The sequence below is a fragment of the Polaribacter sp. Hel_I_88 genome (assembly GCF_000687935.1).
GTDB lineage: Bacteria > Bacteroidota > Bacteroidia > Flavobacteriales > Flavobacteriaceae > Polaribacter.
In genome coordinates this window covers 3,424,071-3,448,300 of sequence record NZ_JHZZ01000001.1, presented here as the reverse complement: position 1 = coordinate 3,448,300, position 24,230 = coordinate 3,424,071, and the positions used below count along the sequence as shown (strand labels likewise).

Genomic DNA, 24,230 nt, shown 5'->3' with positions numbered 1-24,230 from the left:
AATACCCAATGAATAAAAAATAAACAGTAGCACAAAGATGTTTTTAATTTTCATTTTTTGATTGATTTGTATGAATTGCAAAGATGAAATTAAAAAACTTCTTAAAATTGTATAGAATTAACATTACAATAGGTTCTTCAAAAATTTTGAAGGAGTTGTTTTGTAAATTCGTTTAAAGTTGGTAATAAAATGACTTTGGTCGTAAAAACCACATTGATAACACACCTCTGTTAATGAGTATTTTTTAGAAGCAAGTAAACAAATAGCCTTGTTTAACTTTATCAAACGAATATAATTGCCAAGACTTGTTCCAAAATACCGATTGAATTCTCTAGATAGGTGAACAGGATGTATTTCTAATTGCGAACTTAAACTATGTAAAGAATAGTCTACTTGCTCTTCAATTAACAATTCTTTGAGTTGGTTTACCCAAAAGGGCTTTTTGGAATTATTCCTTTTTGGTGTAGTTAACGAATTAAATAGTTGAATTAAACTACTCTCAATACTTACGTTTGAATATTGGTCATTAAGTTTAGTTTCCATAAATATTTGATTCATTAAGTTTTTTAGTATCGGACTTTTTAGATTCATACTTCCTTCAAAATCTGTTAGTTGAATATCAAAAGTTGAAAACCAATTATTATTCAGTTCAATATGAAAACCTCTTGTAAATTCAGGCGGTTTTATGTTGTAATGAGCATCTTGCCAATTATGAAATAGTAAACTTCCTGGCTTTAAATAATAAGACTCTTTTTTGTTAGCTTCAAAGAGTTTTCCTTGCAACAGATATGTAAAATATGGGTTTTCGTGAGTATGCCAATCAACTTTACTGTGTGTGTATTTAGTATCGGTAATAATTAAATTTTTAAAAGCAGACTTTTGGTAATGGTTTCCGTAAAATTCCCCCTTTTTTAGTGTATTCATTTTGTTTTTACAGTTTGCTTTTAATAGTTTTGGTTTAGAATATTTGCGTGTGCTAGTTTGTGTTTTTAAAGTAGCAAATAAACTTAAAATGGATCACTACATGCAGAGTAGGCTAGTAGCAGCAATTTTTTTTGTATTCAATTTATCTAGGACGTTTTTTTATAAGCGTTTTGTTAGCCTTTTGTTAATTTTTGAAAAAGTCAAAATTTACTCTCTGATACTCCAAATTTCATAAAAAGGATCTCCTTTGCTTGAGTTGCCTGAATGATGCCATTTTCCATTGATCAGTTCATAATTAAAATCTAAACTTAGCCCAACTTTAGAATTGTCTTTTGAAAAGAACGCTATATTTTCAGTATATGTATTATTATTTGTGGTGTAGGTTCCTCCACCACAACCCATAAATTGTTTGGTTTCTGTGTTGTAAGCAATCCATTGAAATCTAGTTCCTGATAAAATTTTCATTGTTTTTCTTGGTCTACTTGTATCACGTAATTGCGTTATACCATCTCTAATTCTTCCAGACATTAACCATGCACCTTGTAGGCTTCCAGGCTCTCCATCGTCTATTCTATCAAATTTCATATCATTATCAACAATTTCAATTGAATTATCCGTAATAATTACTTTAAAACTAATTTTATTTCCAACAAGTTCATTATTATCTGTATGAAATTCTATTTTTTCAGTCATGATATTTCCTTCTAATGTCCATGAGCCACCATTAGTATGAATAAATTCTCCAGTAGCTTCATTATAGGTAGTTAATACTTGATAGTCTTTAGAAAAAATAACTACAGTTTTAAGCTTGTCTCCATTTTCAGAAGTTGAAAAGCTTTCCCAAGCACCAACAATATTTTGTGCTTTAATTCCATAAGAAAAAAAGATGCAAATTAATAAGACTGTTTTTTTCATGATTTTAAGTTTTATTGATAGCAATATACTAAAAACCAACGGTTTTGTATTATGGAAAGTTGTTTGGTTTAAGCACCTAATTTAGCAAATAAATCACAGATAAAAAGTCCATTAGGACTTTTGCAAGTGAGCTAAAAACAACAATAAATTTTATATGTTGTTAGCTATAGTGTTTTCAATATTATTTCTGCTTTAAATTCAATCCCTTTACAAGCATTATGATTTTTATTTTGCTCCTCAAATTCTCCATATTCAGTTCTATATGTTTCAAAACCCCTTTTGGAAACTTCAAATTCAGCGTTACACAACACAACAAGTAAATGAAAAGTCATATTATGAATCCATTCAATTCTTGATTTTTCAATTAACTCAAATTTTCCGTTTTTATCTGTTTTTACAGTTTGTGATATAAATTCCTCATATTCATAATAGCCGAATTCCTCATTTTTCCAACTTTTTTCCTCAATTCTTGAAACAATAGCATTTTCAACTGGTTTTCCTTTTAGATTTAATACTTTCCCTTCAATTTTGGGCTCGTAGACTATTCTTTCAGGGTGTATAAAAATGCCAATAAAAATTAATAGTAGAACAATAAAAACTATTTTTTTCCTTTTCTTTATTTTCATTTTTCACGTTTTTTGGTAAATTTCTAGTCCTGAAATGTTTCGATTTTTCGTACTTCTGTTTTTCCAACGGAAAAACAGAAGTACGAAAAAAAGCAATTACTTTTGGTAAAGCATTAATTTAATAAATAATTACTGATAAAGAAAATCCGCAAGAATTTTTGCAAGTAGGCAAGAAGCAAGCAATAAATTATATACGGTCTTGTGCAACGTTATTTTTTTATTTCTTTATCAATTAACACAGTCAGGCCTTTAATATATTCAACTAAATTTTTATGCATTCCTGCTAAAAAGCCATTATTCATTTGAGCAAGTCTTAGCCCGTTTTTAAATAAGTCATTATTATGTTGCAATCTTGCATCGTCAATCATTTTCTTATGTAATTCTTCTGGTATTGCTTCTGCTGTTAATCTATCAGGAAATCCATATGAAGGTTTACTTAAATCAAAAAATCCAAGCGCCATAACTTTAGTTACGTGTGGGTCATAAAGATACGATTCGTATTCTCTTCGCATATGATGTTCGCCTGTTGATATTCCAGCGTAGAGTTTTTCAAGTTCCAATAACCCATTTTTAATAGAATCATTTTGAATCAGACTAAGATTGCCAGAACTCAATAATTCTTTAAATGTGTTGTTGTTAGGAATATATTCATTCCATACAAATACAGTTTCATATGTGTCTGTATAATTTTGAACGTCTTTAATAGAATTTGGTTCTTTACCATTCAATAGTGATGCACAAGCACTGGCTTTGTCGAAACGATATGTTGCAAAATATTCGTTATTCGGAATTTCGCTGACTAAATCAGCTTTTAGGTTTTTCAGGTAATTGACTTCTCGCTCTCTACTTTTACTTTTTTCATTGATGTTGTTTATCTGTAGAGCAATCAAAATTCCAATTACAACTAAGATAATTTCTCCAATTGCATAAATTAAATATTTGCTGAACTTATTTTCAGTCAGCAATTTGTGACGAATTTTTCTAAAGAATTTTATCATTTTTCAATGGTTGGTTACAATGTTGCAAAACGTTGTTGTATAAGAAAAGTTGCGTGTTTAAGCACTAAAGTTAGCAAATAAATCACAGATAGAAAGTCCGCGAGGATTTTCGTAAATAGGCTTTTACCAGCAATTTTTTTTATACGTTGTTAGCACAAGTTTTTATTCCACTTTTCACATCGTTTGTCTATTATTTTTGCAATTTTATTATAATTTCCCCAATTATTTTTTACTCTAAAAATATCAGGGTCATCTTCCGAAATCAATGTTTCTACATAATCGTTTACATATTCTCCATTATCGAATTCAAAATAATCCATCGCAAAATTAAATCCAATTTTATTCAGAAGTTCTCCGATTAAAACTCCGTCCCAATTTATATAAAAACTTCTTTATACCTATAATTTACTCAGTTTTAAGACCACTTAAATTTAGATTTATATACCTAAAATTAATATTAAAAGCCTAAAATTATGAGTTTTAACATTAATTACTTATAAATTATAGGGTTGTGCAACGATTACCGGTGTTGCCATTAGTTTTTTATTAATCATCTTCTGGTAAAAGCACAACAAAAAAGTCAATTACCAATGAAGTTATTTCTCCGTTTTTATCAATTCCCCAAAATGCAGGATACATTCCATCTCCATAACCTGATTGAAACATTGTAATATTTAAGTCAGAATTTGGAAGTTTAAAGTTTACCCAATTGCCATAATCGTTTGTGTCATTTTGGTCTTTTGCACTTTTCTTAAATTCCATTGCAAAAAAGTCGTCATAAATATTCCCATTTGGGTTCGACTTTATAAAGTCGTCTTGAAATTTCAAATATTCAACTCCAGCTTGAATGTCAAAAAACCCACCCAATCCAGCATCAACAGGAAATCCGAAAAAATCTCCTTCGTCAGTCAATTCGTTAATGTCTTCTCCGTTTCTTACAGCTAAAACCCATTTTATTGCTTTTTGTTGATTAAATTCCAGTTTTGCGATAGCATATCTGTCTCCAGAATTTTCAGTTTTAACTTCATAAATCTTTATAGGATATTCTCCAGTTTTAACTTCTTGAGATAGTGGTTTCATATCAGGTGTAACAAGTGGGTCGCACACCACTATTTTTCCTGTTGGGACTTTTAATATTCCAATGTCAATTACTGAAATCGGCATTCCTTCGATTGTGTCATTGTCAAAAATCTGGTTGTAATCTGCGTGCGAAAGAACTTCTGATTTCTTTTGGCTTTTCTTTTTAAATAAGTTAAACATTTCTTGGTCTTTTTCCGAGTTATTTTTCTGTTGTGAATTGCAAGCCGAAAAGCTTAAAATCAAAAGATAAATTATTGTTAGGTTTTTCATTCTCAAATTAATGGCAACTTAGTTATACACGGAACTTTTGTCCTATTTACATTCTAATTTAGCAGGATATGCAGAAGTTTAGTGTTTAGATACCCAACTTAATTGCTATAAAAATAGGCTATTAAAAGAAAATATCAAGTGCATTTTTATTTTATTTAAGTTTGTATAAAATAATATTTTTATATAAGTATATAAGATAGGTGTATAAATTAAACAATTAACTAATAAATTGTTTTTACTTAAAAAGTTTTGAAAAGAACTCTATTTAAATGGTTTGTTAGTAAAGATTATTGCAGACCTTTTACAAGTTAAAGTAAAACTAACAAAACGAATTAGTAGCAGTTTGTAATTAATTATTGAATTAGCTTTTTACAATTGCAAAATCAGCGTTTATATAACTATAAAAATACTGAAGTCTTTTATTAATGAGTTTTACTTGATTTTACAACAGTATTTATTCTTTCCAATTCTTAAGTCGGTCGAGATATAAATAACTTTCAACAAATTTCCGATGTTCTAAACTGGTCATTTTTTCTACTAAATTTAATGCAGAAATATAGCTTGCCAAATTTCCATTTGATGAACTGAATTTTCCATCTTCAACAAAAGTAACTACATGTTCATCTTGTACTTTTAAATTTGGATAGTCTTTTTGCAACTGTTCTCCACCACCAATCCACGTTACTATTTTTTTTCCGTCTGCAATTCCTGATTTTCCAATTAATTGCGCTCCAGCACAATTGCTTACTATATAGTTGGTTTCCTTATTTTTTTCAATTATAAAATTAATAATCTTGGGGTTATTAACTTGTGCGTACATATCGTAAGCACTTGGCACAAAAAGAGCTGTTAATTTTGGACAATTTTTAAACGTGTAATCAGGCACAAAATGCATTCCTTCTTCGGTTGTTATTGGATTTTTAGTTTCTGCTATAGAAATTACGTTAAAAAGTTGTTTTCCATCTTCAGTTGGTTTTGCAAACACATCCGATGTTGCAATTACTTCGCTTTGTAAAACGCCATTATACATCAAAAGTCCTATTGTTGGCAATTTTGGGTTATAAGGTTTTAGGTGTTTTGTAAGTGTATCAGTTGGTTGTTTAGTTTTTGTAAACTCCGGGTTTTCAACATTAGGTTTTGATGTATCCGTATTACAACTTGTAAAAATAGTAGCAAAGATTAATGTTATAATTCCTAATTTTTTTATCATTTTTATCATTTTTATCTCTTTTTGTATATGCTAGTATTGTTATGTATGCCTTATACTATGCTCAACTACTAAAGTAAGCAATTAAATTAAAGGTAAAAAGTCTATGTGCACTTTTGGAAAAAGGTTTCTGTCAGCATATTATTACAAATTGCTTTTTTTATATAAAATGCTAATTTGATGCTGTTTTTATATAAATTGCATAAGAGTTAACTGCATAAGATATATACAAATGCCCACTCTTTGGACTATCAAATAGTATTATTCCATCATAAAATTCATCAAGAAAAAAAGTGTTTTTAGTATAGGATAGTAACTTTAAATCAAAATCATCTATTGGGTTTATAATTACTAATTGATCGTTTTTTTTAACAACATCTATATTTGAATTCCACATACTAGAAGGATTTATAGTTTCCTTTAATGTATAAGTCCCTATATAATTATTTGAAGATTTGTTTTTATAATTAACAATTTTAGGAACTTCAATTGTACTGTTAATTACTTTATGTATTTTTAAATACAGGTCTATAGCTTTTACTCTATATTCATTACTAATTTGAAAAATATTGCTTCTATACCCCATATACGTGGCTACAAGATTTTTATATGCAACATCATTAAAAAAAAAGTCAATTTGTTCCTTATTTTCTTTATTTTTTAAAAAATCTTGATACCAATTAAAATTGGATAAATTATTAATATTTGTATACACTGTACTTCTTATTTTTTCATTATATACATCTATAGTAGTTTTGAGTTTAACGTACAAATTTTTAACCTCTGGAAGCAAGTGTTTATAATTTTCTGGAACATTATCTAAATTAACTGTTAGATTATCATAACCGTTAGAAGTCGTTGTAAAATCTCGATAATTGTACCCTATAAATTGAAAATTGTTATTTCTAAAATCTTCTAGTGTGTATTTGTTGTTTAATATATTTTTTGAAATAGAATCTGTTAATATTTGATAGTCAAAAACCTTATTAGAAGTTTCTAAATCAATTAAAATATCACTTTGTATTTCTTTTAAAATATTTGTAATTTTTTCTTCATTATTTTTTTGTTCGTTCCAGTTGTTAATTTGCAAGGCAATTAATATACCAATAACCACAAGTACAATTTCGCCAATAGCATACAAAAAATATTTACTGAATTTGTTTTCAGTCAGCATTTTTTGACGAATTTTCCTAAAGAATTTTATCATGTGTTAGCAGTTAGTTATCATAAGAAATAAATTCATATATATGTTTAGTAATGTGCAAATTAGCGATTAATTTTGATTGAAGCACAAGTTATATTTTTAAATTTTAGTATCTTATATGATGTATCAACTACAATTTTATTTTTTTTAATTCTGAATTAAAAATACTTTGCAGCATTACCTTTTAAAGTTTTCAAATTTTTTACACCAGCAAATATTTTCTGTAGGTTGATGTTATTTAGATTTCATAGTCTAAAATTAATTTAATTATATCCATGTGTTAAAACTAAATTTTATTTTCTACAATATAGTCTTTATCAGAATACAGAACGATGATACTATTATTTAGATCTATATTTTTTTAACTAATTCAGAATTTAGTTGCTTTTAATTATACCAGAATATTGAAACTAATAAGCTAAAGAATAGGAGCGTTGATTAGTCTATTATAACCAATTTTGAAATTTACAGTAAGTCAGAGAAGTCAATTTTATCATCAGAACCCTTTTCTTTTACTTTTACATTGATAAATGGTTTTGACTTTACAATTTCAATTCCATCTATATCAAATAATTTAGACGTATCTTTCTTTTTATTTTTTTCCTTTTTTTTCATTTTTGAGTTTTTTGGAATTGCGTAACGGTTAGTATATGAAAAATAGGCAATTTCGAAGCACTAAAATTTCAGTTAAGTACAAGTTTGATACGAGCCTAAAACCTTAAATTCATTACTATTTCGCCTATTTTTTATATACATTGTTATAGCCTTTGTTTTTAACTCTTAACTGTTAAATAATTCGTTTTCATATTCAGTAGCAAAGTTTTTCATTTCATCAATAAGTGGCATAATCTTATGACCCACTGAAGTTAACTCATATTCAACCCTAGGAGGTATTTCGCCAAAGTTTTTGCGTATTACTAAGTTACTATCGGTAAGTGCTTTTAACTCTTGTATCAACATTTTCTCGCTTATATCTGGAATTAAGCGTTTGAGTTGTGATGGTCTTAATGGTTCAAGAGCAAGTTGAAACAAAATAAGTAATTTCCATTTCCCTCCAATTAAATCAGTAGTAGTTTTAATGGGACATCTGGCAGTGATTTTTAGTTTTTCTCTTTTCATACATACAAAAAGGTTAGTACCGTGTAAATATTATGTACAGTAAAAGTAGTATATATTTGTCTATACTAAAAAAGATAGTATGAAAAATTTGCTGTTCATCTCTTTACTTATGGCAAGTTCATTTAATTGTAAATCTCAAAAAAATATGAAAATAGTTTATGTGTATGATGCTTTGTGTGGTTGGTGCTATGGATTTTCACCTGTGATGACTCAATTTCAAGAAAAGTACAAAGACAGTCTTGACTTTGAGGTTATTTCTGGTGGAATGATAACAGGTGATAGAATAGGGGCAATTGGTGAAGTTGCTGGTTATATAAGTTGGGCATACAAAGATGTTGAAAAGGCAACAGGCGTAAAGTTTGGTAGCGATTTTTTAGATAAAACACTTAAAGAAGGTAGTGCAATTTTCACCTCAATACCTCTCTCAATAGCATTGTCCATATTTAAAGAAACGGATACAACAGGCAATAGTGTTTTGTTTGCTGCTGAATTACAAAAAGCAATCTATTATGATGGGCTAGAACCAAAAGACTTGCAAGGATATGGAAAGATTGCCTCAAAATTTGAGATAGATTCCGCCAATTTTGTGGAAAAGATGAAAGAACCTAAATATAGAAAATTGGCAGAAGCTGACTTTGAAAAATCATCAACTTTTGGTGTAACAGGATTTCCAACCATATTCATAGAAGTAGAAGGCAAATATCATAAAATTGGTAGCGGGTATATGCCAATGAGCCAATTAGAAAGTAATTATTTAAGAATTAAAAATACAATAAAATGAAAATAGCATTATTTGGTGCCACAGGTCAAACAGGACAGTGTTTTTTAGAGTTAGCTCTTGAAAAAGGATTTGAGGTAAAAGCCTTGGTGAGAAGTCCTGAAAAGATGAGTCAAAAAAACGTAAAGTTGAAAATTCACAAAGGTGATGTTCTTAATTTAAATGACGTAAAACAAGCCGTTGAAGGTACGGATATTGTTGTAAGTCTGTTTGGTCACGTAAAGGGTTCGCCTGAATGGCTACAAACTAACGGAACTAAAAATATTGTGCAGGCAATGAAAGATGCAAACGTTAATAGGATAATATCCCTTTCAGGTGGTGGTTTACCGTTTCCTGAAAAAGATAAGCCAAAATTTGCAGATAAATTGATACGAACAATAATGAAAATTGCAGTTCCAAAAGTTTTAAATGATGCTATTAAACATCACGAAGTGCTTAAAGAGAGTGGTTTAAAATGGTCTATTGTTAGAGGTCCTAGATTAACAAATGATAAAGCGACAGAGAGTTATCGAGTTGGCTGGGTTGGTGTTAATGCAAGTACAAAAATCAGTCGAGCCGATTTAGCTCACTTTATTTTATCTCAAGTTGAGGATGAAAAATTTAATTTTCAAATGCCTTTTGTAAGTGTTTAAAAAAGAGCAGATATTTTTTTTGCATTGGCTATAACTTATTTATATACGTATTTTTTATCCTATTTAGCTTCTAATTTTGCAAGATTTGCAGAAGTTTAATGTGTATAAATGCTACTTAACTTTTATAAAAATAAACTATTAAAACAAATTATTAAAACCATTTTTTATTTTAATAAAGTTCATGTAAAATAATTATAAAGTTTTTAATACATAATAAAAGCCTGTCAACGAAACACGTACCTAAAAGATTGGTTTTGTTTTAAAAAAATGCATAATAAACAAGTACAAGCAACACTAAGCACTACATTTTAACCAACAGATTGACAAGGCTGAAAAAGCCTTGCAATGTCGAGTATATAGGTAGTTTTGTTAGCGCCCGTCATTGCGAGGTACGAAGCAAACCCACGTAAGAGCAACCATACAACTGTAAGCACACCCAGTCAAACACACAAATAGCAGAAAGCCTTCACCAACAGATTGACGCGGCTGAAAAAGCCTCGCAATGACGAGTATTCAGGTAGTTTTGTTAGTGAAATTCAATGTTAGTAAAGTCTACGCCCGTCATTGCGAGGTACGAAGCAAACCCACGTAAGAGTAAGCACACAACAGTGAGAACACCCAGTCAACCAAACCCAGTAAAACACACAAACAGCAGAAAGTAACAACCAACAGATTGCCACGGCTGAAAAAGCCTTGCAATGACGAGTATTTAAAAAAGTTAAGAGGTAAAAAGCTTAGTTACAATCTCAACCTGACATACTTTTAATTTTCGTAGCAATTCAAAGGGTATGAAACGGCTAAGTGTCCAAAGAGTGCAACGCAGTGGAACGGTCTGGACACGATAGTGTAATAGCTTGTAGAATTCAAGCAAATTAAAATAAGTCTAGATTTTTTTGTTTCTTTTTTCATCAATGGAAAAAAGAAAAGAATAAAGCAAATAACAAAGAGTGGACAAACAGCAAAAAGCCTTAACTAACAGATTGCCGCGGCTGAAAAAGCCTCGCAATGACGAGTATCCAAATAGTTTTGTTAGTGAAAATCCAATGCTAATATAGTCTACGCCCGTCATTGCGAGGTACGAAGCAAACCCACGTTTGAGTAAGCAACCAACAGTAAGCACTCCCAGTAAAACACACAAACAGCAAAAAGCTTTAACCAAACAGATTGCCGAGGCTAAAAAAGCCTTGCAATGACAAGTATTCAGGTAGTTTTGTTAGTGAAATTCAATGTTTGTAAAGTCTACGCTTGTCATTGCGAGGTACAAAGCAAACCCACGTTTGAGTAAGCAAACAACAGTAAGCACACCCAGTAAAACACATAAACAGCAGAAAGCCTTCACCAATAGATTACTTTGGCTAATAAAGCCTTGCAATAACTAGTCTTTAAGTAGTTTTGTTAGTGATAAGTTTTTTTTAAGATTACGTCTGTCATTACAAGGTATAGCCTATTGCTAAATACGAAGCAAAAGCAAACCCACGCAAGATTCAGAACACCTAATAAAGCACGCAACAGCAACCAAAGGAGCCATAAACGAAACGAAAAGTAGTGTCATATTCATTTTGTTGCGTATTTATCTACTTCTTTCTTTTTAAGGTTTTTAAATAGTCTGATAAATATGTAGATATGGCTTATGATGGTTATAGGACCTACAATGATTGACATCCACCATATACCACCAATATCATAATTATAAAACTCAAGTGCTGAAGCTCTAGGCAATGCAGTCATTAAATCTGCAAATCCCCAAATATTGAAAACCCAAACAAGGGGTATGGCAAATTTCCACTTGACTTTCAGAGCATAAGTGGTTATCAGTGCTAAAATTGCGACGCTATAATCCCAAACACCAATTGTAAATGCTACATCCTTAGGGAATTCATCATAAATTTGATGATCAACCATAAACATCATTCCTAAATATCTTATTCCTTGTATAAAAACAAAGGGTATTAATGCTTCTTTTATAGGTAAGTGAGAAACCTTTGGTAATACAAACCATCGTAAGGCAAAGAATGCCATTAATAATGCTGCAACTGTTTGTAGATTAAAAATTGTAAAATTGTCCATGTTGTTAATTTATTATTGATTTATTATTGATTTATTGTTGATTGTTGAAAACCTTTGATGGCATAAACACCCGAAATAATGGCTATACCAATTCTTATCCAATGAGAAATTACCCAGCCGTTGAGTTTGTTTGTTGCTGTTGTAACATCATATTTTTGTGCTACAAAATCTAAGTTTATAGGTAAATGATAAATTGAAGTTTGAATAATAGTAAGTGTCAAAGCTAAAAATGCAAGCCTCCAGTACTTTCTGCCTTCTGATTTTTTATCGTTTTTTAAAAATACAAACAGCGTTCCTAACCATGCAGGCATAAGTGTAACCACAGTTGGAACCAGTAATAAAGGAAAGTCAATTGCAAAAAAATCCATAAATGCTATTGGGTCAAGCGATTGCCAATAGACGGCGTGACTTAACCCGATGTTAAGCATGTTACCTATAAATGCGCCAATACCTATTATGGCGATGATTGAGATTGCATTTTTCATTATTTTATATTTTAGGAATGGGTTGTTTATTCATTTGATTAAAAATAAACTTTGGTGTCAGCCTGCTCATCAATTTTAGTTGATTAGAAAGCCCAGGTGTCATTTTTTCTTTTCCTTTTATAAAATCTTTCCAAAACAGCTTGGCTAATTTTTTAGGAGGCATGGGGTTAAAATTGCTTTTTTCTGGAGCACCAATATTGTCAAAAATTGGGGTGTCTACAACAGGAGGCAAAAGCTCAACTACTTTTATTTGATAAGGTTTTAGTTGTGGTCGTATCCCTTTGGTCCAAAAATGCAAGGCCGATTTTGTTCCTGAATATACAGGTGCTTGTGCAAAGGGTACGTAGGCTAAACCCGAAGAAACATTTACAAGAACTGCGTTGTTACTTGTTTTAAGTTGTGGTAAAAAGTAATGTAATAATCGAATTGGCGAATTGTAGTTGATTTCAATTTCTTGCATTTGTTTTTGCAAGTCATTGTTTTCGTTTCCTGCATTTACCAAATTCATGATTCCTGCATTGTTGATCAAAATATCAATGCCCCCAAATTTTTCTTGAATATTGTCATCTAATATTTTGACTTCTATATCATTTGTCACATCATTTTGATATATATGGATTTTTGGAAAGGCCTTTTGAACCGCTTTCAATTTGGACAAGTTACGACCTGTAATGATTACAGTATTGTCGTTTTCCATAAACTTTTTAGCGAGAGCAAGTCCAATTCCTGAGCTACCTCCAGTTATAAGTACAATTTGTTGCGACTGTTTCATTTAAAAATATTATTTTTGCTATTAAATCAGTAGCAAAAGTAATTAAATTATTTTATTACTACTAAAACAATAGTAAAAAATGTCAAATATTTTTAGATCAGGTTGTCCAATTGCTTCTACGTTAGATATTGTGGGTGATAAATGGTCTTTACTCATCATAAGAGATATGTTGCTTCAAGGAAAGAAGACTTTTAAGGATTTTTCCATATCTCCTGAAAAAATAGCGCCTGGTATATTATCGTCAAGATTAAAGTGGTTGGAAGCAAACGAATTGCTTACAAAACAGAAATTACCCAACAACCAAAAAGAAAACATTTATTTGTTAACAGAAAAGGGAATAGCTTTAGCACCAATGATCACAGAAATTATACTATGGAGCGATAAAAACTTAAGAGGGCAAAATTCTGAAATGTTTTCAATAGCCGAAGCAGGATTTGATCAAGACAAATCAAAAGTTACAAAAGGTATTCAATATAATTATCGTCAAATTATTGAAGAGACATTGAGTTGAATGCTGTTTTTTTAATGATAGCTAAAGATTAAAATATGGGCAGTAGTATTTTTAGATTAGCGATAAATTTTAGAGGAAGTATCGTTAAAAAACATTGTTGAATTTATAATAACAACCTTTATTGCGAGAAGGTGTAGCCTGTTGCGAGAATACGAAGCAAATATGGCAAACTTTAATCTAAATCTTAAACCCGACATACTTTTAATTTTCGTAGCAATTCAAAAGGTATGAAACGGCTAAGTGTCCAAAGAGTGAAACGCAGTGTAACGGTCTGGACACGATAGTGTAATAGCTTGTAGAATTCAAGAAAATTAAAATAAGTCTAGATTTTTGGTTCTTTTCATCAATGGAAAAGAACAAAGAAAAAAGTAAACCACACCCAGTAAAACACACAAACACCAGAATTTAACAACTAACAGATTGCCGCGGCTGAAAAAGCCTTGCAATGACGAGTATTCAGGTAGTTTTGTTAGTGAAATTCAATGTTAGTAAAGTCTACGCTCGTCATTGCGAGGTACGAAGCAAACCCACGTTTGAGTAAGCAAACAACAGTAAGCACACCCAGTATACCACACAAACAGCAGAAAGCCTTTACCAACAGATTGCCGCGGCTAAAAAAAGCCTCGCAATGACAAGTATTCAGGTAGTTTTGTTAGTGAAATTCAATGTTAGTAAAGTCTACGCTCGTCATTGCGAGGTACGAAGCAACCCCACGTTTGAGTAAACAAACAACAGTGAGCACACCCAGTTAAACACACAAACAGCAAAAAGCTTTTACCAAACATATTACTTTAACTAATAAAGCCTTGCAATGACAAGTATTTAAGTTTTTTTGTTAGTAACTAGTACACAAATGCTTACATAAAGCATCGGAAAAAAACTAAAAAATAATTTTATGATGTTTAGGACATTTCTAAAAACTTTGTATATTCGCAAACCTTTTTGAGAAAAAGAATGTTTTTTATCACAAAGACCAACGGATTTTAAGGAACGAAATCATTTAGTTCATAATCAAGAAGTTGTAATTATAAAGCCCAATATTGGTCTGATAAAAACAAAAAAGGTATAAAAAAAGGTACGTTCATAAACATTATATATTTACCAAAGGGGAGATACTCAAGCGGCCAACGAGGACGGACTGTAACTCCGTTGACTACGTCTTCGCAGGTTCGAATCCTGCTCTCCCCACTAGGTACCTTTTCTTAATAACTACTGCCATTTTATATATTTACAATTTCCCTTTTGTTTTAATACCATTATCAACTTTATTTAATTTTACTTGAATCTGTTATCGCAAGGAGGTGTAGCCTGTTGCGAGAATATGAAGCAAAAGCGGCAAACTTACACAAGAGTATTTACACAACAGTAAGCACACACAGTGAACCATACAAACACCAGAAAGTAACAACCAACAGATTGCCACGGCTGAAAAAGCCTCGCAATGACGAGTATTCAAGAAGTTTTGTAAGGAAAAGCTATTGTTAGTGAAAACGACGCCGTCATTGCGAGGTACGAAGCAACCCCACGAGGGAGTAAGCACACATTGCTAACTCCACCCGAATCTGTCATTGCGAGGAGGTACGACGTGGCAATCCCATGCAAGAGTAAGCACACAACAGTGAGTACACCCAGTAAAACACACAAACACCAGAAAGTAACCACTAACAGATTGCCGCGGCTAAAAAAGCCTTACAATGAGGAGTATTCAGGTAGTTTTGTTAAAAACATTATTGAATTTATAATAACGCCTTATAAGAAACGATATACCCTATGTGCCTATGTTGTAAAAAGAAGCGCAAGAGTAAGCAACCAACAGTAATCACACCTAGTTAACTACCCCCAGTCAAACACACAAACACCAGAAAGTAACCACCAACAGATTGCCGCGGCTGAAAAAGCCTCGCAATGACGAGTATTTAATTATTTTTGTTAGTAAAAGCTATTGTTAGTGAAAACGACGCCCGTCATTGCGAGGTACGAAGCAACCCCACGCAAGAGTAAGCACACAACAGTAAGCACACCCAATCAACCACACAAACACCAGAAAGTAACCACCAACAGATTGCCGCGGCTAAAAAAGCCTCGCAATGACGATTATCCAGGTAGTTTTGTTAAAAACATTATTGAATTTATAATAAAGCCCGTCATTGCTGTAAAGTTTATATAATCTAAATCTCAACCCGACATACTTTTAATTTTCGTAGTAATTCAAAAGGTATGAAACGGCTAAGTGTCCAAAGAGTGCAACGCAGTGGAACGGTCTGGACACGGTAGTGTAATAGCTTGTAGAATTCAAGCAAATTAAAATAAGTCTAGATTTTTGGTTCTTTTCATCAATGGAAAAGAACAAAGAAAAAAGTATACCAAAACCAATCAACCACACAAACAGCAGAAAGTAACAACCAACAGATTGCCGCGGCTGAAAAAGCCTCGCAATGACGAGCATCCAGGTAGTTTTGTTAAAAACATTATTAAATTTATAATAACGCCTGTCATTGCGAGGTACGAAACAACCCTACGCACGAGTAAGCACACAACAGTAAGCACACCCAGTTAACCACACAAACACCAGAAAGTAACCACCAACAGATTGCCGCGGCTAAAAAAGCCTCGCAATGACGAGTATTTAAAAAATTAAGAGGTAAAAAGCTTAGTTACAATCTCAACCCGACATATTTTTAATTTTCGTAGCAATTCAAAAGGTATGAAACGGCTAAGTGTCCAAAGAGTGCAACGTAGTGGAACGGTCTGGACACGATAGTGTAATAGCTTGTAGAATTCAAGAAAATTAAAATAAGTCTAGATTTTTGGTTCTTTTCATCAATGGAAAAGAACAAAGAAAAAAAAACAACACCCATCATTACGAAGTACAAAGCACCCCCACACAAGAGTAAGCACATCCAAATACCATATTAAAAAAGTCAAACCAGCTTCCCAAAAACCATGTTACAAAAAAATGACTATATTGCAGGTAATATACTCTATGTTAGAGATATATGTAACTTAAAAAAAAGCTAGTATGAAAAAAAAGAAAAAACAACCCAAACCAACATCCATTTACAAAGATGTAAAGATTGATGCAAAATTAATCAAAAACGAAGAATGGCTTACTACAGAAGAAGTCTTAAAACATCTAAACATTAGTAGAAGCACCCTGTTTCGGCTCAGGAAAACTCACCAAATTATAGATGTTAAAATAGGCTGTAGCCCTATGTTTCCAAAAAGCTTATTGAATAAAATGCTACTCTTAAAAAGCATCCGCAACTTTAATAAGGAGTAACGCAATGTGTTTTTATAGCAGGTATTCCATGGAGGTTTCTCTTAAGAAATCAACCTTAACATACCAAACAAACAAAGGAGCTATGTGTATTTTTAAAAGAATATTGCTGCAGGTAATGTACTTGTAGCAATGGTTCTTTTTGACAATGGTTGGCGTATTTTACTGTGTTAAAAAGTGGATAACCACAATCGTAAACATACCAAAAACGTGCTAACGCAATACATCTTCATGTGGTACGCAAACACGCTTTTTAAAAGCCTGTGGATAGCATGCGTTGTAAAAACGCCTACTATTACAATACAGTAACCGCACCTAAATAGGTACTATTTGCTGCATAATTGGTTGAAGGCTTGCTAAAAGAAGCCCAAACCTCTACTTCAAAACTTGCCATATAATTGGGCAAAGTAACACTTGCTGAGGAAGCATCTCTGGTAGCTACGGCTACATTGGTGTAATACATCCCTAAATCGGGTGCATATACCACTACCATAAACATATCTGTGGCAGTTGCTTTTCCTTGGCCACTATTGTCTTGCCACGTAAAATTAAGGACTTGCGCTGCAGCTGCAGCAACAGTACCGCCATCAATACCTCGTAAATCGCCTTTACTAATCAATACTTTGGCATATTCCATGGCCATGCCCAAAGGTGTACTTTCAACCGCATTTTTTAAATGATAAGAAGTTGCCAAATTATAACGCGATTTATCGCCCTGTGTTTTCCCAAAATAGAGATTTAAAATGTCTGTCAGCGGACTTAAAAAACCAATTACGGTTTTAAATTTTTCGCGCTGCTCTTCTTGTTTGTCAGAAGGTGTGTAGTTACCACGCTGAGGTAAACTACGCATTACATTTTTACCTCTCCATCGAGAGCCTACTACGTTGCCTACTTTGCCAGAAAATCCGCCAAGTATGCCTTTTTCAAATGTTGCCATAATGTATATGTTTTTAATGGTTTATAATGGTCAAAGCTAAGTGCTAAAAATCTAACAAACAAACACTTGACACAGGTTGACACGTATTGAAACCTTCTGAAACGAATTGACACAGTTTGACACAGCCTGACACAGCATGACACAAGATGAAACATCCTGAAACACCTTGGCACACCTTGACACACAATGACACAAAAACGAACATTTTGGGTTGTTTTCTTCGAGTCTTATTCGGGTTTTCTTCGAGTGGGCTAGGGGTGTATTTTTAAAAAATGGACGTTTTTGGGAGAAAACTCGGAGGAGACTAGGAGCGCATTAGGAGGGAAGTAGGATTGATTTTTGTAGAAATTTTTAGGTAGATAGTACATATAGAACTTTCAGTTGTGCCATGTTAATGCTACCAACCAGTTGTGTCATTCCAATATTTCCACCCAATTTTGTCATTTCGACAAAGGAGAAATCTCACACACAATATATACAAAGTTTTTATTAAAAGAGCCAGTAGTGTAATTCTAATGCAGCCACCCAGTTTTGACATTTCAACAGAAGATAGGTCTCACAACCAGCTATTTATGATAATCCATTAAAATAATTATAGCATACAAAACACTTCTTTTGCTTTTGTGAATATCATAAAAAAAGGTAATCGTGTATCTTAATAATGCATTTGCTTGTTATTTTTCTTTAGTATTTATTAAAAATACTTACTTTTAAGGTTGAAAAAGAAAAATTACCACCAATCATATTGTTATGAATAAGAAAAACCTTTCTGAAAGAGATATTTGCACCAAATTTATAAACCCTGCCTTACAAAAAGCAGGTTGGAATATGAGAACTCAAGTAAGAGAAGAAGTTTCTTTTACGGATGGTAGAATCATTGTACAAGGTAAAATGTACACTAGAGGTAAAAGTAAAAGAGCAGATTATATTTTGTATTACAAATCCAACATTCCTATTGCCATTATTGAAGCTAAAGACAATAAAAAGCCTGTTGGACATGGTATGCAACAAGCCTTAGAATATTCTGAGATTCTTCAAATTCCATTTGTATTTACTTCCAATGGAGATTCTTTTGTGTTTCATGATAAAACAACTACATCAAACGAATTAGAAAAAGAACTTTCTTTAAATCATTTTCCATCACCTGAAACCTTGTGGAAAAAATATTTAAAGTATACTCAAATTGAAACGCCAGAAGCACAAGAGATTGTAGAAAAAGAGTATTACGCGGATGATAGTGGAATGACACCAAGATACTATCAACAAAATGCTGTAAACAGAACTGTAGAAGCAGTCGCTAAAGGACAAGACAAAATTATCTTGGTCATGGCAACAGGTACAGGAAAAACCTATACCGCTTTTAATATTATTTGGCGCTTATGGAAAACAGGTATTAAAAAACGTATTTTATTTTTAGCTGATAGAAATGCATTATTAACGCAAACTAAAAACGGCGATTTCTCTCCTTTTGGTAATGATATTATGCATATCATTAAAAACCGAAAGATTGATAAATCATATCAAATATATTTTGCCTTGTATCAGGGATTAACGTCTACAGACGAAGATAAAAATGCCTATAAAGAGTTTAGTCCAGATTTTTTTGATTTAATTGTTATTGATGAATGCCATAGAGGTTCTGCATCAGAGGCTTCTGCATGGAGGGCAGTTTTGGATTATTTTACGACTGCAACCCAAATTGGCTTAACAGCAACACCAAAGGAAACAAAAGATGTTTCTAATATGGAATACTTTGGAGATCCTGTGTATACGTATTCTTTAAAACAAGGAATTGACGATGGTTTTTTAGCTCCGTATAAAGTAGTCCGAATTTCCACAAATGTAGATGAAGGTTGGCGACCAACAGCAGGTTTGGTAGATAAATATGGAAATGAGGTTGAAGATAGAATTTACAATTTAAAAGATTACGATAAAACTTTAGCAATTGATGAACGTACTGCATTAATCGCTAAAAAAATTACCGAATATTTAAAAGCTACAGATCGTTATGCAAAAACCATTGTGTTTTGTGTAGATATAGATCATGCCAATAGAATGCGACAAGCATTAATTAATGAAAATGCAGATCTTGTTGCAAATCACTGGAATTACTGTGTTAAAATTACTGGCGATGATGAAGTAGGCAAACAAGAACTTGATAATTTTACGGATGTAGAAGAACGATTTCCTGTTATTGCCACAACATCAAAAATGCTAACCACAGGTATTGATACCAAAATGGTAAAATTGATTGTATTGGAATCAAATATCAATTCAGTTACCGAGTTCAAACAAATTATTGGTAGAGGAACACGTATTAGAGAAGCAGAAGGAAAAGTGTTTTTTACGATTATGGACTTTAGAAAAGCCACTAATATTTTTGCAAGACCTGATTTTGATGGAGACCCTGTTCAGATTTACGAACCGACTATTGAGGAATCTGTAATTCCGCCAGACGAAGAAATTGAAGACCAACAAGAGGATTTGTCAGCTAAAAGTTTAGGAGGCTTTAGACCAACGCAACCCAATATTGATATTGATGAAGATGAAGAAACTGTTAGAAAGTATTATGTAAATCAAATTCCTGTTACCGTAGTTAATGAACGTGTTCAATATTATGGAAAAGATGGCAAATTAATCACAGAGTCTTTAAAAGAATATTCCAAAAAAAATATTGAAAAAGAGTTTGCTTCCTTAGATGATTTTATCCAAAAATGGAATACTTCTGAAAAGAAAGAAGAACTCATACAAGAGTTGGCAGAACATGGAGTATTGCTAGAAGCCTTGCGTGAAGAAGTTGGACAAGATTTAGATGCATTCGACTTAATTTGCCATATTGCTTATGACCAACCACCATTAACAAGACAAGAAAGAGCAAACAATGTGCGAAAACGTAATTACTTTGCAAAGTATAGTGCTACTGCACAAAGAGTACTTTATAGTCTGCTAGATAAATACGAAAAAGAAGGCATTGCCTCTATAGAACAAGGAGCAATACTAAAAGTAAAACCGCTTACAGAAATGGGAACGCCTGTTGAATTGGTAAGAGCCTTTGGTAAAAAGAAAGATTTTGACCAAGCCATAAAAGATTTAGAAAACGAAATATACAATATAGCTTAATGAGTAACATAACAACCAACATAAAAAGTATACGCGATATTATGCGCAAAGACACAGGTGTAGATGGAGATGCACAACGGATCTCACAAATGGTGTGGATGCTGTTTATGAAAATATTTGCGGATAAAGAAGAAGAATGGGAAATTACCATAGACGATTATCAATCGCCAATTCCAGAACACTTAAAATGGCAAAATTGGGCAGCTGACGATGAGGGTTTAACAGGCGATGCTTTAATGGAGTTTATAGAAAACGAGCTTTTTCCTGCCTTAAAAGAATTAGACATTACCATAAGTCCGCAAGCTAAAATAATACGTTCTGTTTTTGATGATACGTATAATTTCATGAAAAACGGAACTTTGTTTCGTCAAGTAATTAACGTGATTAACGAGATTGACTTTAACAACTCAAAAGAAAGTCATGTGTTTAATGATATTTACGAAACTATTTTAAAAGATTTACAATCTGCAGGTTCATCTGGTGAATATTACACACCAAGAGCCGTAACACAGTTTATGGTAGATATGATCAACCCACAATTGGGCGAAAGTATTTTAGATCCTGCATCGGGTACCGGAGGCTTTTTAACCTGTAGTATCGATTTTATGCGAAACCAAGTAAAAGATCATAAAGACAGAGAAATATTACAAAAATCTATAAGAGGTATCGAGAAAAAACCATTGCCACATTTGCTGTGTACGACCAATTTAATGTTGCACGGTTTCGATTTGCCAGCAGTTCGCAGAGACAATTTACTAAGCAAACCCTATGCAGATTGGGGCGCCAAAGACAAGTTAGATATTATTTTGTCTAATCCGCCTTTTGGTGGTGTAGAAGAAGATGGTACAGAAACCAATTTTCCTAAAAAATTCAGAACCAAAGAAACCGCCGATTTATTTTTAGCTTTAATTATGAAGCTCTTAAAAAATAACGGTCGTTGTGCTATTGTATTACCAGATGGTACCTTGTTTGGCGAAGGCATGAAAACACGGCTAAAAGAAGAGTTGTTAGACAAATGTAACCTACATACCATTGTACGTTTACCAAATGGTGTATTTAATCCATACACAGGTATTAAAACCAACTTGTTATTTTTTGAAAAAGGCACACCAACCAAAGAAGTTTGGTATTACGAACACCAATACCCAAAAGGAGCAAAAAGCTACAACAAAACCAAACCGATTCATATTAAAGAGTTTGATGTAGAAAAAAAATGGTGGAATAATAGGGAAGAGAACGCATACGCTTGGAAAGTATCTATTGAAGATATTAAAAAACGTAATTACAACCTTGATATTAAAAACCCACACCAAGAAGCTGATACGTTAGAAAACCCAGAAGTAATTTTAGAAAAATTTAGAATTACGGAACAAAAAATTTCTAGCATACAAGACGAAATAATCAATGTATTAACCGAAGCTTTAAAATAATCAAAGTTCTAATTGTCATGTCGAGCGCAGTCGAGACATCTCATAAAGGCAATCACATACTATGCAATTACTAAAACACTTTAAAGAATTAACCATTCGTCCTAAAAATGCCAAAGAATTAAAAGGATTGATTTTACAATTGGCAATACAAGGGAAATTGACTGCGAATTGGCGAGAAGAAAATAAGGATATTGAACCTGCCTTTGAATTATTGAAGAAAATAAAAATTGAAAAAGAAAATTTAATTAAAGAGAAGAAAATTAAGAAAGAAAAACTTCTTTCAAAAGTTAAAAAGGAAGAATTAATTACAAACCTTCCTAATAATTGGGAAACTGTAAGACTTGGTGAAATTGGTGATTGGGGTGCTGGTTCTACCCCTTTACGTTCAAATTCATCATTTTATGGAGGAAAAATAAATTGGTTTAAATCAGGAGAACTTAATAATTCAGTTATGGATTATGAGTCAAAGGAAAAAATTACTGAACTCGCTCTCGAAAAGACATCTGTTAGGTTAAATAATCCTGGAGATGTATTAATTGCTATGTATGGAGCAACTATTGGAAAAACTGGAATATTAAAAGTAAAAGGAACAACAAATCAGGCAGTTTGTGCTTGTACTCCTTTTAGTTGTATTACTAGTTTATTTTTGCATCTACTTTTAAAAGGTTTAAAAGATACTTTTATCAATCAAGGTGAAGGTGGAGCACAACCAAATATATCTAGAGTCAAAATAAGAACTCAAGTTTTTGGTCTTCCACCACTAGAAGAACAAAAAGAAATCGTAAAAGTAGTAGAAACCCTTTTTAAAGAAGTAGCACAATTAGAGCAATTAACGGTTGAGCGTATTGGTTTAAAAGAAGATTTTGTAACGTCTGCATTACACCAACTCACTGCCAATAAGGCAAACCAAGAATGGACTTTTTTACAAGACCATTTTAAAAGTTTCTTTAATGAAACCACCAACATTAAAAAATTAAGAGAAACCGTTTTACAATTAGCAGTACAAGGAAAACTCACAGCAGATTGGCGAGCAAATAATCCTAATACCGAAGATGCCAGCCAACTCTTAAAGCGCATACAAGAAGAGAAAGCACAACTTATTGCAGACAAAAAAATAAAAAAGGAAAAAGCCTTACCACCAATTACCAAAGATGAAATTCCTTATGAGTTGCCTGAAGGTTGGGTTTGGTGTAGGTTAGGTACTGTTACAGATATAATTGCTGGAGCTAGTTTTAAAAGTGGAGATTTTAATAAAAAAGGAGGAGTAAAATGTATTAAAATCACAAATGCAGGTGTGCGTAATTTTGTCGAAACTGATGACTATTTACCTGATGGTTTTAATGAATTACATCCTAATTATTTAATTAAAAAAGGAGATTTAATATTAGCTTTAACAAGACCATATATTAAAGATGGCTTGAAAATATCTATTTGTCCTTCCGCTTATAATAACTCTTTATTAAATCAACGTGTTGCATCAATTAGGTCAATGACAAAAGAAATTTATCATCCTTATATATTTTCATTTATACAATCACCCAAGGTGTTAAATTATTATAAATCAAAATTTGATGGAAAAAGTCAACAACCTAATATGAAGATGGGAGATATCACTGACTTATTGATTTCACTTCCACCACTAGAAGAACAAAAAACCATTGTAGAAAAAGTAAATGCTTTAATGTGTTTATGTGATGCTTTAGCCCAAGAAGTAGAACAAAGCCAAGAGCATAGTGAGATGATGATGCAGAGTGTTTTGCGGGAGGTTTTTGAGGGGGTAATCTAAAAAATGTAGTTGATAACAACATTTAAAAAAATAGCAAGGTTATAATAACAAGATATTTATAAAAGTCTCTATTTCAAACATTTGTTTGTTTA

The 24,230-nt window shown here is 32.1% G+C and carries 21 protein-coding genes and 1 tRNA gene; 8 read left to right on the top strand and 14 right to left on the bottom strand.

Annotated features, from left to right (window positions below; translation table 11 throughout):
- Positions 1-123: 123 nt before the first annotated feature.
- From P161_RS0115380 to P161_RS0115330, 10 genes are all read right to left on the bottom strand, one after another.
- Entirely contained in the window at positions 124-924 is an 801-nt protein-coding gene (locus P161_RS0115380) for an AraC family transcriptional regulator (protein ID WP_026777789.1), read from the bottom strand.
- A gap of 207 nt (positions 925-1,131) precedes the next feature.
- Entirely contained in the window at positions 1,132-1,839 is a 708-nt protein-coding gene (locus tag P161_RS0115375) for a hypothetical protein (RefSeq protein WP_026777788.1), read from the bottom strand.
- Between the two features lie 164 nt (positions 1,840-2,003).
- Positions 2,004-2,465, bottom strand: a complete 462-nt coding sequence (locus P161_RS0115365; RefSeq protein ID WP_026777787.1) for a hypothetical protein — start codon at positions 2,463-2,465, stop codon at positions 2,004-2,006.
- A 209-nt stretch (positions 2,466-2,674) separates the two neighbouring features.
- Entirely contained in the window at positions 2,675-3,463 is a 789-nt protein-coding gene (locus P161_RS0115360; protein ID WP_026777786.1) for a DUF6090 family protein, read from the bottom strand.
- 149 nt (positions 3,464-3,612) lie between these two features.
- Positions 3,613-3,783, bottom strand: a complete 171-nt coding sequence (locus P161_RS19570) for a hypothetical protein (RefSeq protein ID WP_155810485.1) — start codon at positions 3,781-3,783, stop codon at positions 3,613-3,615.
- Positions 3,784-4,009: 226 nt separating this feature from the next.
- Positions 4,010-4,723: a DUF4241 domain-containing protein gene (locus P161_RS0115350; protein WP_026777785.1), complete on the bottom strand. Its 714-nt coding sequence runs from the start codon at positions 4,721-4,723 to the stop codon at positions 4,010-4,012.
- Between the two features lie 544 nt (positions 4,724-5,267).
- A complete protein-coding gene (locus tag P161_RS0115345) occupies positions 5,268-6,020 on the bottom strand; it encodes a DJ-1/PfpI family protein (protein WP_026777784.1) in 753 nt (250 codons plus the stop codon).
- A gap of 172 nt (positions 6,021-6,192) precedes the next feature.
- A complete protein-coding gene (locus P161_RS19180) occupies positions 6,193-7,194 on the bottom strand; it encodes a DUF6090 family protein (protein WP_051605775.1) in 1,002 nt (333 codons plus the stop codon).
- 495 nt (positions 7,195-7,689) lie between these two features.
- Positions 7,690-7,839 (bottom strand): hypothetical protein, encoded by a 150-nt coding sequence (locus tag P161_RS19565; RefSeq protein ID WP_155810483.1) that lies wholly within the window; start codon positions 7,837-7,839, stop codon positions 7,690-7,692.
- Positions 7,840-8,004: 165 nt separating this feature from the next.
- Positions 8,005-8,343: a helix-turn-helix domain-containing protein gene (locus P161_RS0115330; protein WP_026777783.1), complete on the bottom strand. Its 339-nt coding sequence runs from the start codon at positions 8,341-8,343 to the stop codon at positions 8,005-8,007.
- A 145-nt stretch (positions 8,344-8,488) separates the two neighbouring features.
- On the opposite strand from P161_RS0115330, the gene P161_RS0115325 reads away from it, so the two are divergent.
- Both P161_RS0115325 and P161_RS0115320 read left to right on the top strand, forming a co-directional pair.
- The gene (locus P161_RS0115325) at positions 8,489-9,124 is read left to right on the top strand and encodes a DsbA family protein (RefSeq protein ID WP_026777782.1); all 636 of its coding nucleotides are present in this window, start codon (positions 8,489-8,491) and stop codon (positions 9,122-9,124) included.
- Complete coding sequence (locus P161_RS0115320) at positions 9,121-9,753, top strand: NAD(P)-dependent oxidoreductase (RefSeq protein WP_026777781.1); 633 nt, start codon at positions 9,121-9,123, stop codon at positions 9,751-9,753. The genes P161_RS0115325 and P161_RS0115320 overlap by 4 nt, the downstream gene beginning before the upstream one ends.
- 1,554 nt (positions 9,754-11,307) lie before the next feature.
- Here P161_RS0115320 and P161_RS0115310 read toward each other — a convergent pair.
- The 3 genes from P161_RS0115310 to P161_RS0115300 form a co-directional block, all read right to left on the bottom strand.
- Positions 11,308-11,772 carry a hypothetical protein gene (locus tag P161_RS0115310; protein WP_197026361.1) on the bottom strand — a complete coding sequence of 155 codons (465 nt, stop codon included), beginning with the start codon at positions 11,770-11,772 and terminating at the stop codon, positions 11,308-11,310.
- 71 nt (positions 11,773-11,843) lie between these two features.
- A complete protein-coding gene (locus P161_RS0115305) occupies positions 11,844-12,305 on the bottom strand; it encodes a hypothetical protein (RefSeq protein ID WP_026777779.1) in 462 nt (153 codons plus the stop codon).
- A gap of 4 nt (positions 12,306-12,309) precedes the next feature.
- On the bottom strand, positions 12,310-13,077 hold the full coding sequence (locus P161_RS0115300; protein WP_026777778.1) for an SDR family oxidoreductase: 768 nt from the start codon (positions 13,075-13,077) through the stop codon (positions 12,310-12,312).
- 79 nt (positions 13,078-13,156) lie between these two features.
- On the opposite strand from P161_RS0115300, the gene P161_RS0115295 reads away from it, so the two are divergent.
- The 3 genes from P161_RS0115295 (at position 13,157) to P161_RS0115285 (ending at position 16,868) form a co-directional block, all read left to right on the top strand.
- Positions 13,157-13,588, top strand: a complete 432-nt coding sequence (locus P161_RS0115295; protein WP_026777777.1) for a helix-turn-helix domain-containing protein — start codon at positions 13,157-13,159, stop codon at positions 13,586-13,588.
- A gap of 1,106 nt (positions 13,589-14,694) precedes the next feature.
- Positions 14,695-14,776: transfer RNA gene (locus P161_RS0115290), tRNA-Tyr, on the top strand.
- A gap of 1,831 nt (positions 14,777-16,607) precedes the next feature.
- Entirely contained in the window at positions 16,608-16,868 is a 261-nt protein-coding gene (locus P161_RS0115285; RefSeq protein ID WP_026777776.1) for a helix-turn-helix domain-containing protein, read from the top strand.
- Between the two features lie 292 nt (positions 16,869-17,160).
- Here P161_RS0115285 and P161_RS19175 read toward each other — a convergent pair whose 3' ends face one another.
- Entirely contained in the window at positions 17,161-17,802 is a 642-nt protein-coding gene (locus tag P161_RS19175; protein WP_051605773.1) for a DUF6266 family protein, read from the bottom strand.
- Between the two features lie 750 nt (positions 17,803-18,552).
- On the opposite strand from P161_RS19175, the gene hsdR reads away from it, so the two are divergent.
- The 3 genes from hsdR (at position 18,553) to P161_RS18760 (ending at position 24,138) form a co-directional block, all read left to right on the top strand.
- Entirely contained in the window at positions 18,553-20,922 is a 2,370-nt protein-coding gene (hsdR, locus tag P161_RS0115270) for an EcoAI/FtnUII family type I restriction enzme subunit R (RefSeq protein ID WP_026777775.1), read from the top strand.
- Entirely contained in the window at positions 20,922-22,352 is a 1,431-nt protein-coding gene (locus P161_RS0115265) for an N-6 DNA methylase (RefSeq protein ID WP_026777774.1), read from the top strand. The genes hsdR and P161_RS0115265 overlap by 1 nt, the downstream gene beginning before the upstream one ends.
- A 61-nt stretch (positions 22,353-22,413) precedes the next feature.
- Positions 22,414-24,138 (top strand): restriction endonuclease subunit S, encoded by a 1,725-nt coding sequence (locus P161_RS18760; protein WP_051605772.1) that lies wholly within the window; start codon positions 22,414-22,416, stop codon positions 24,136-24,138.
- Positions 24,139-24,230 lie beyond the last annotated feature (92 nt).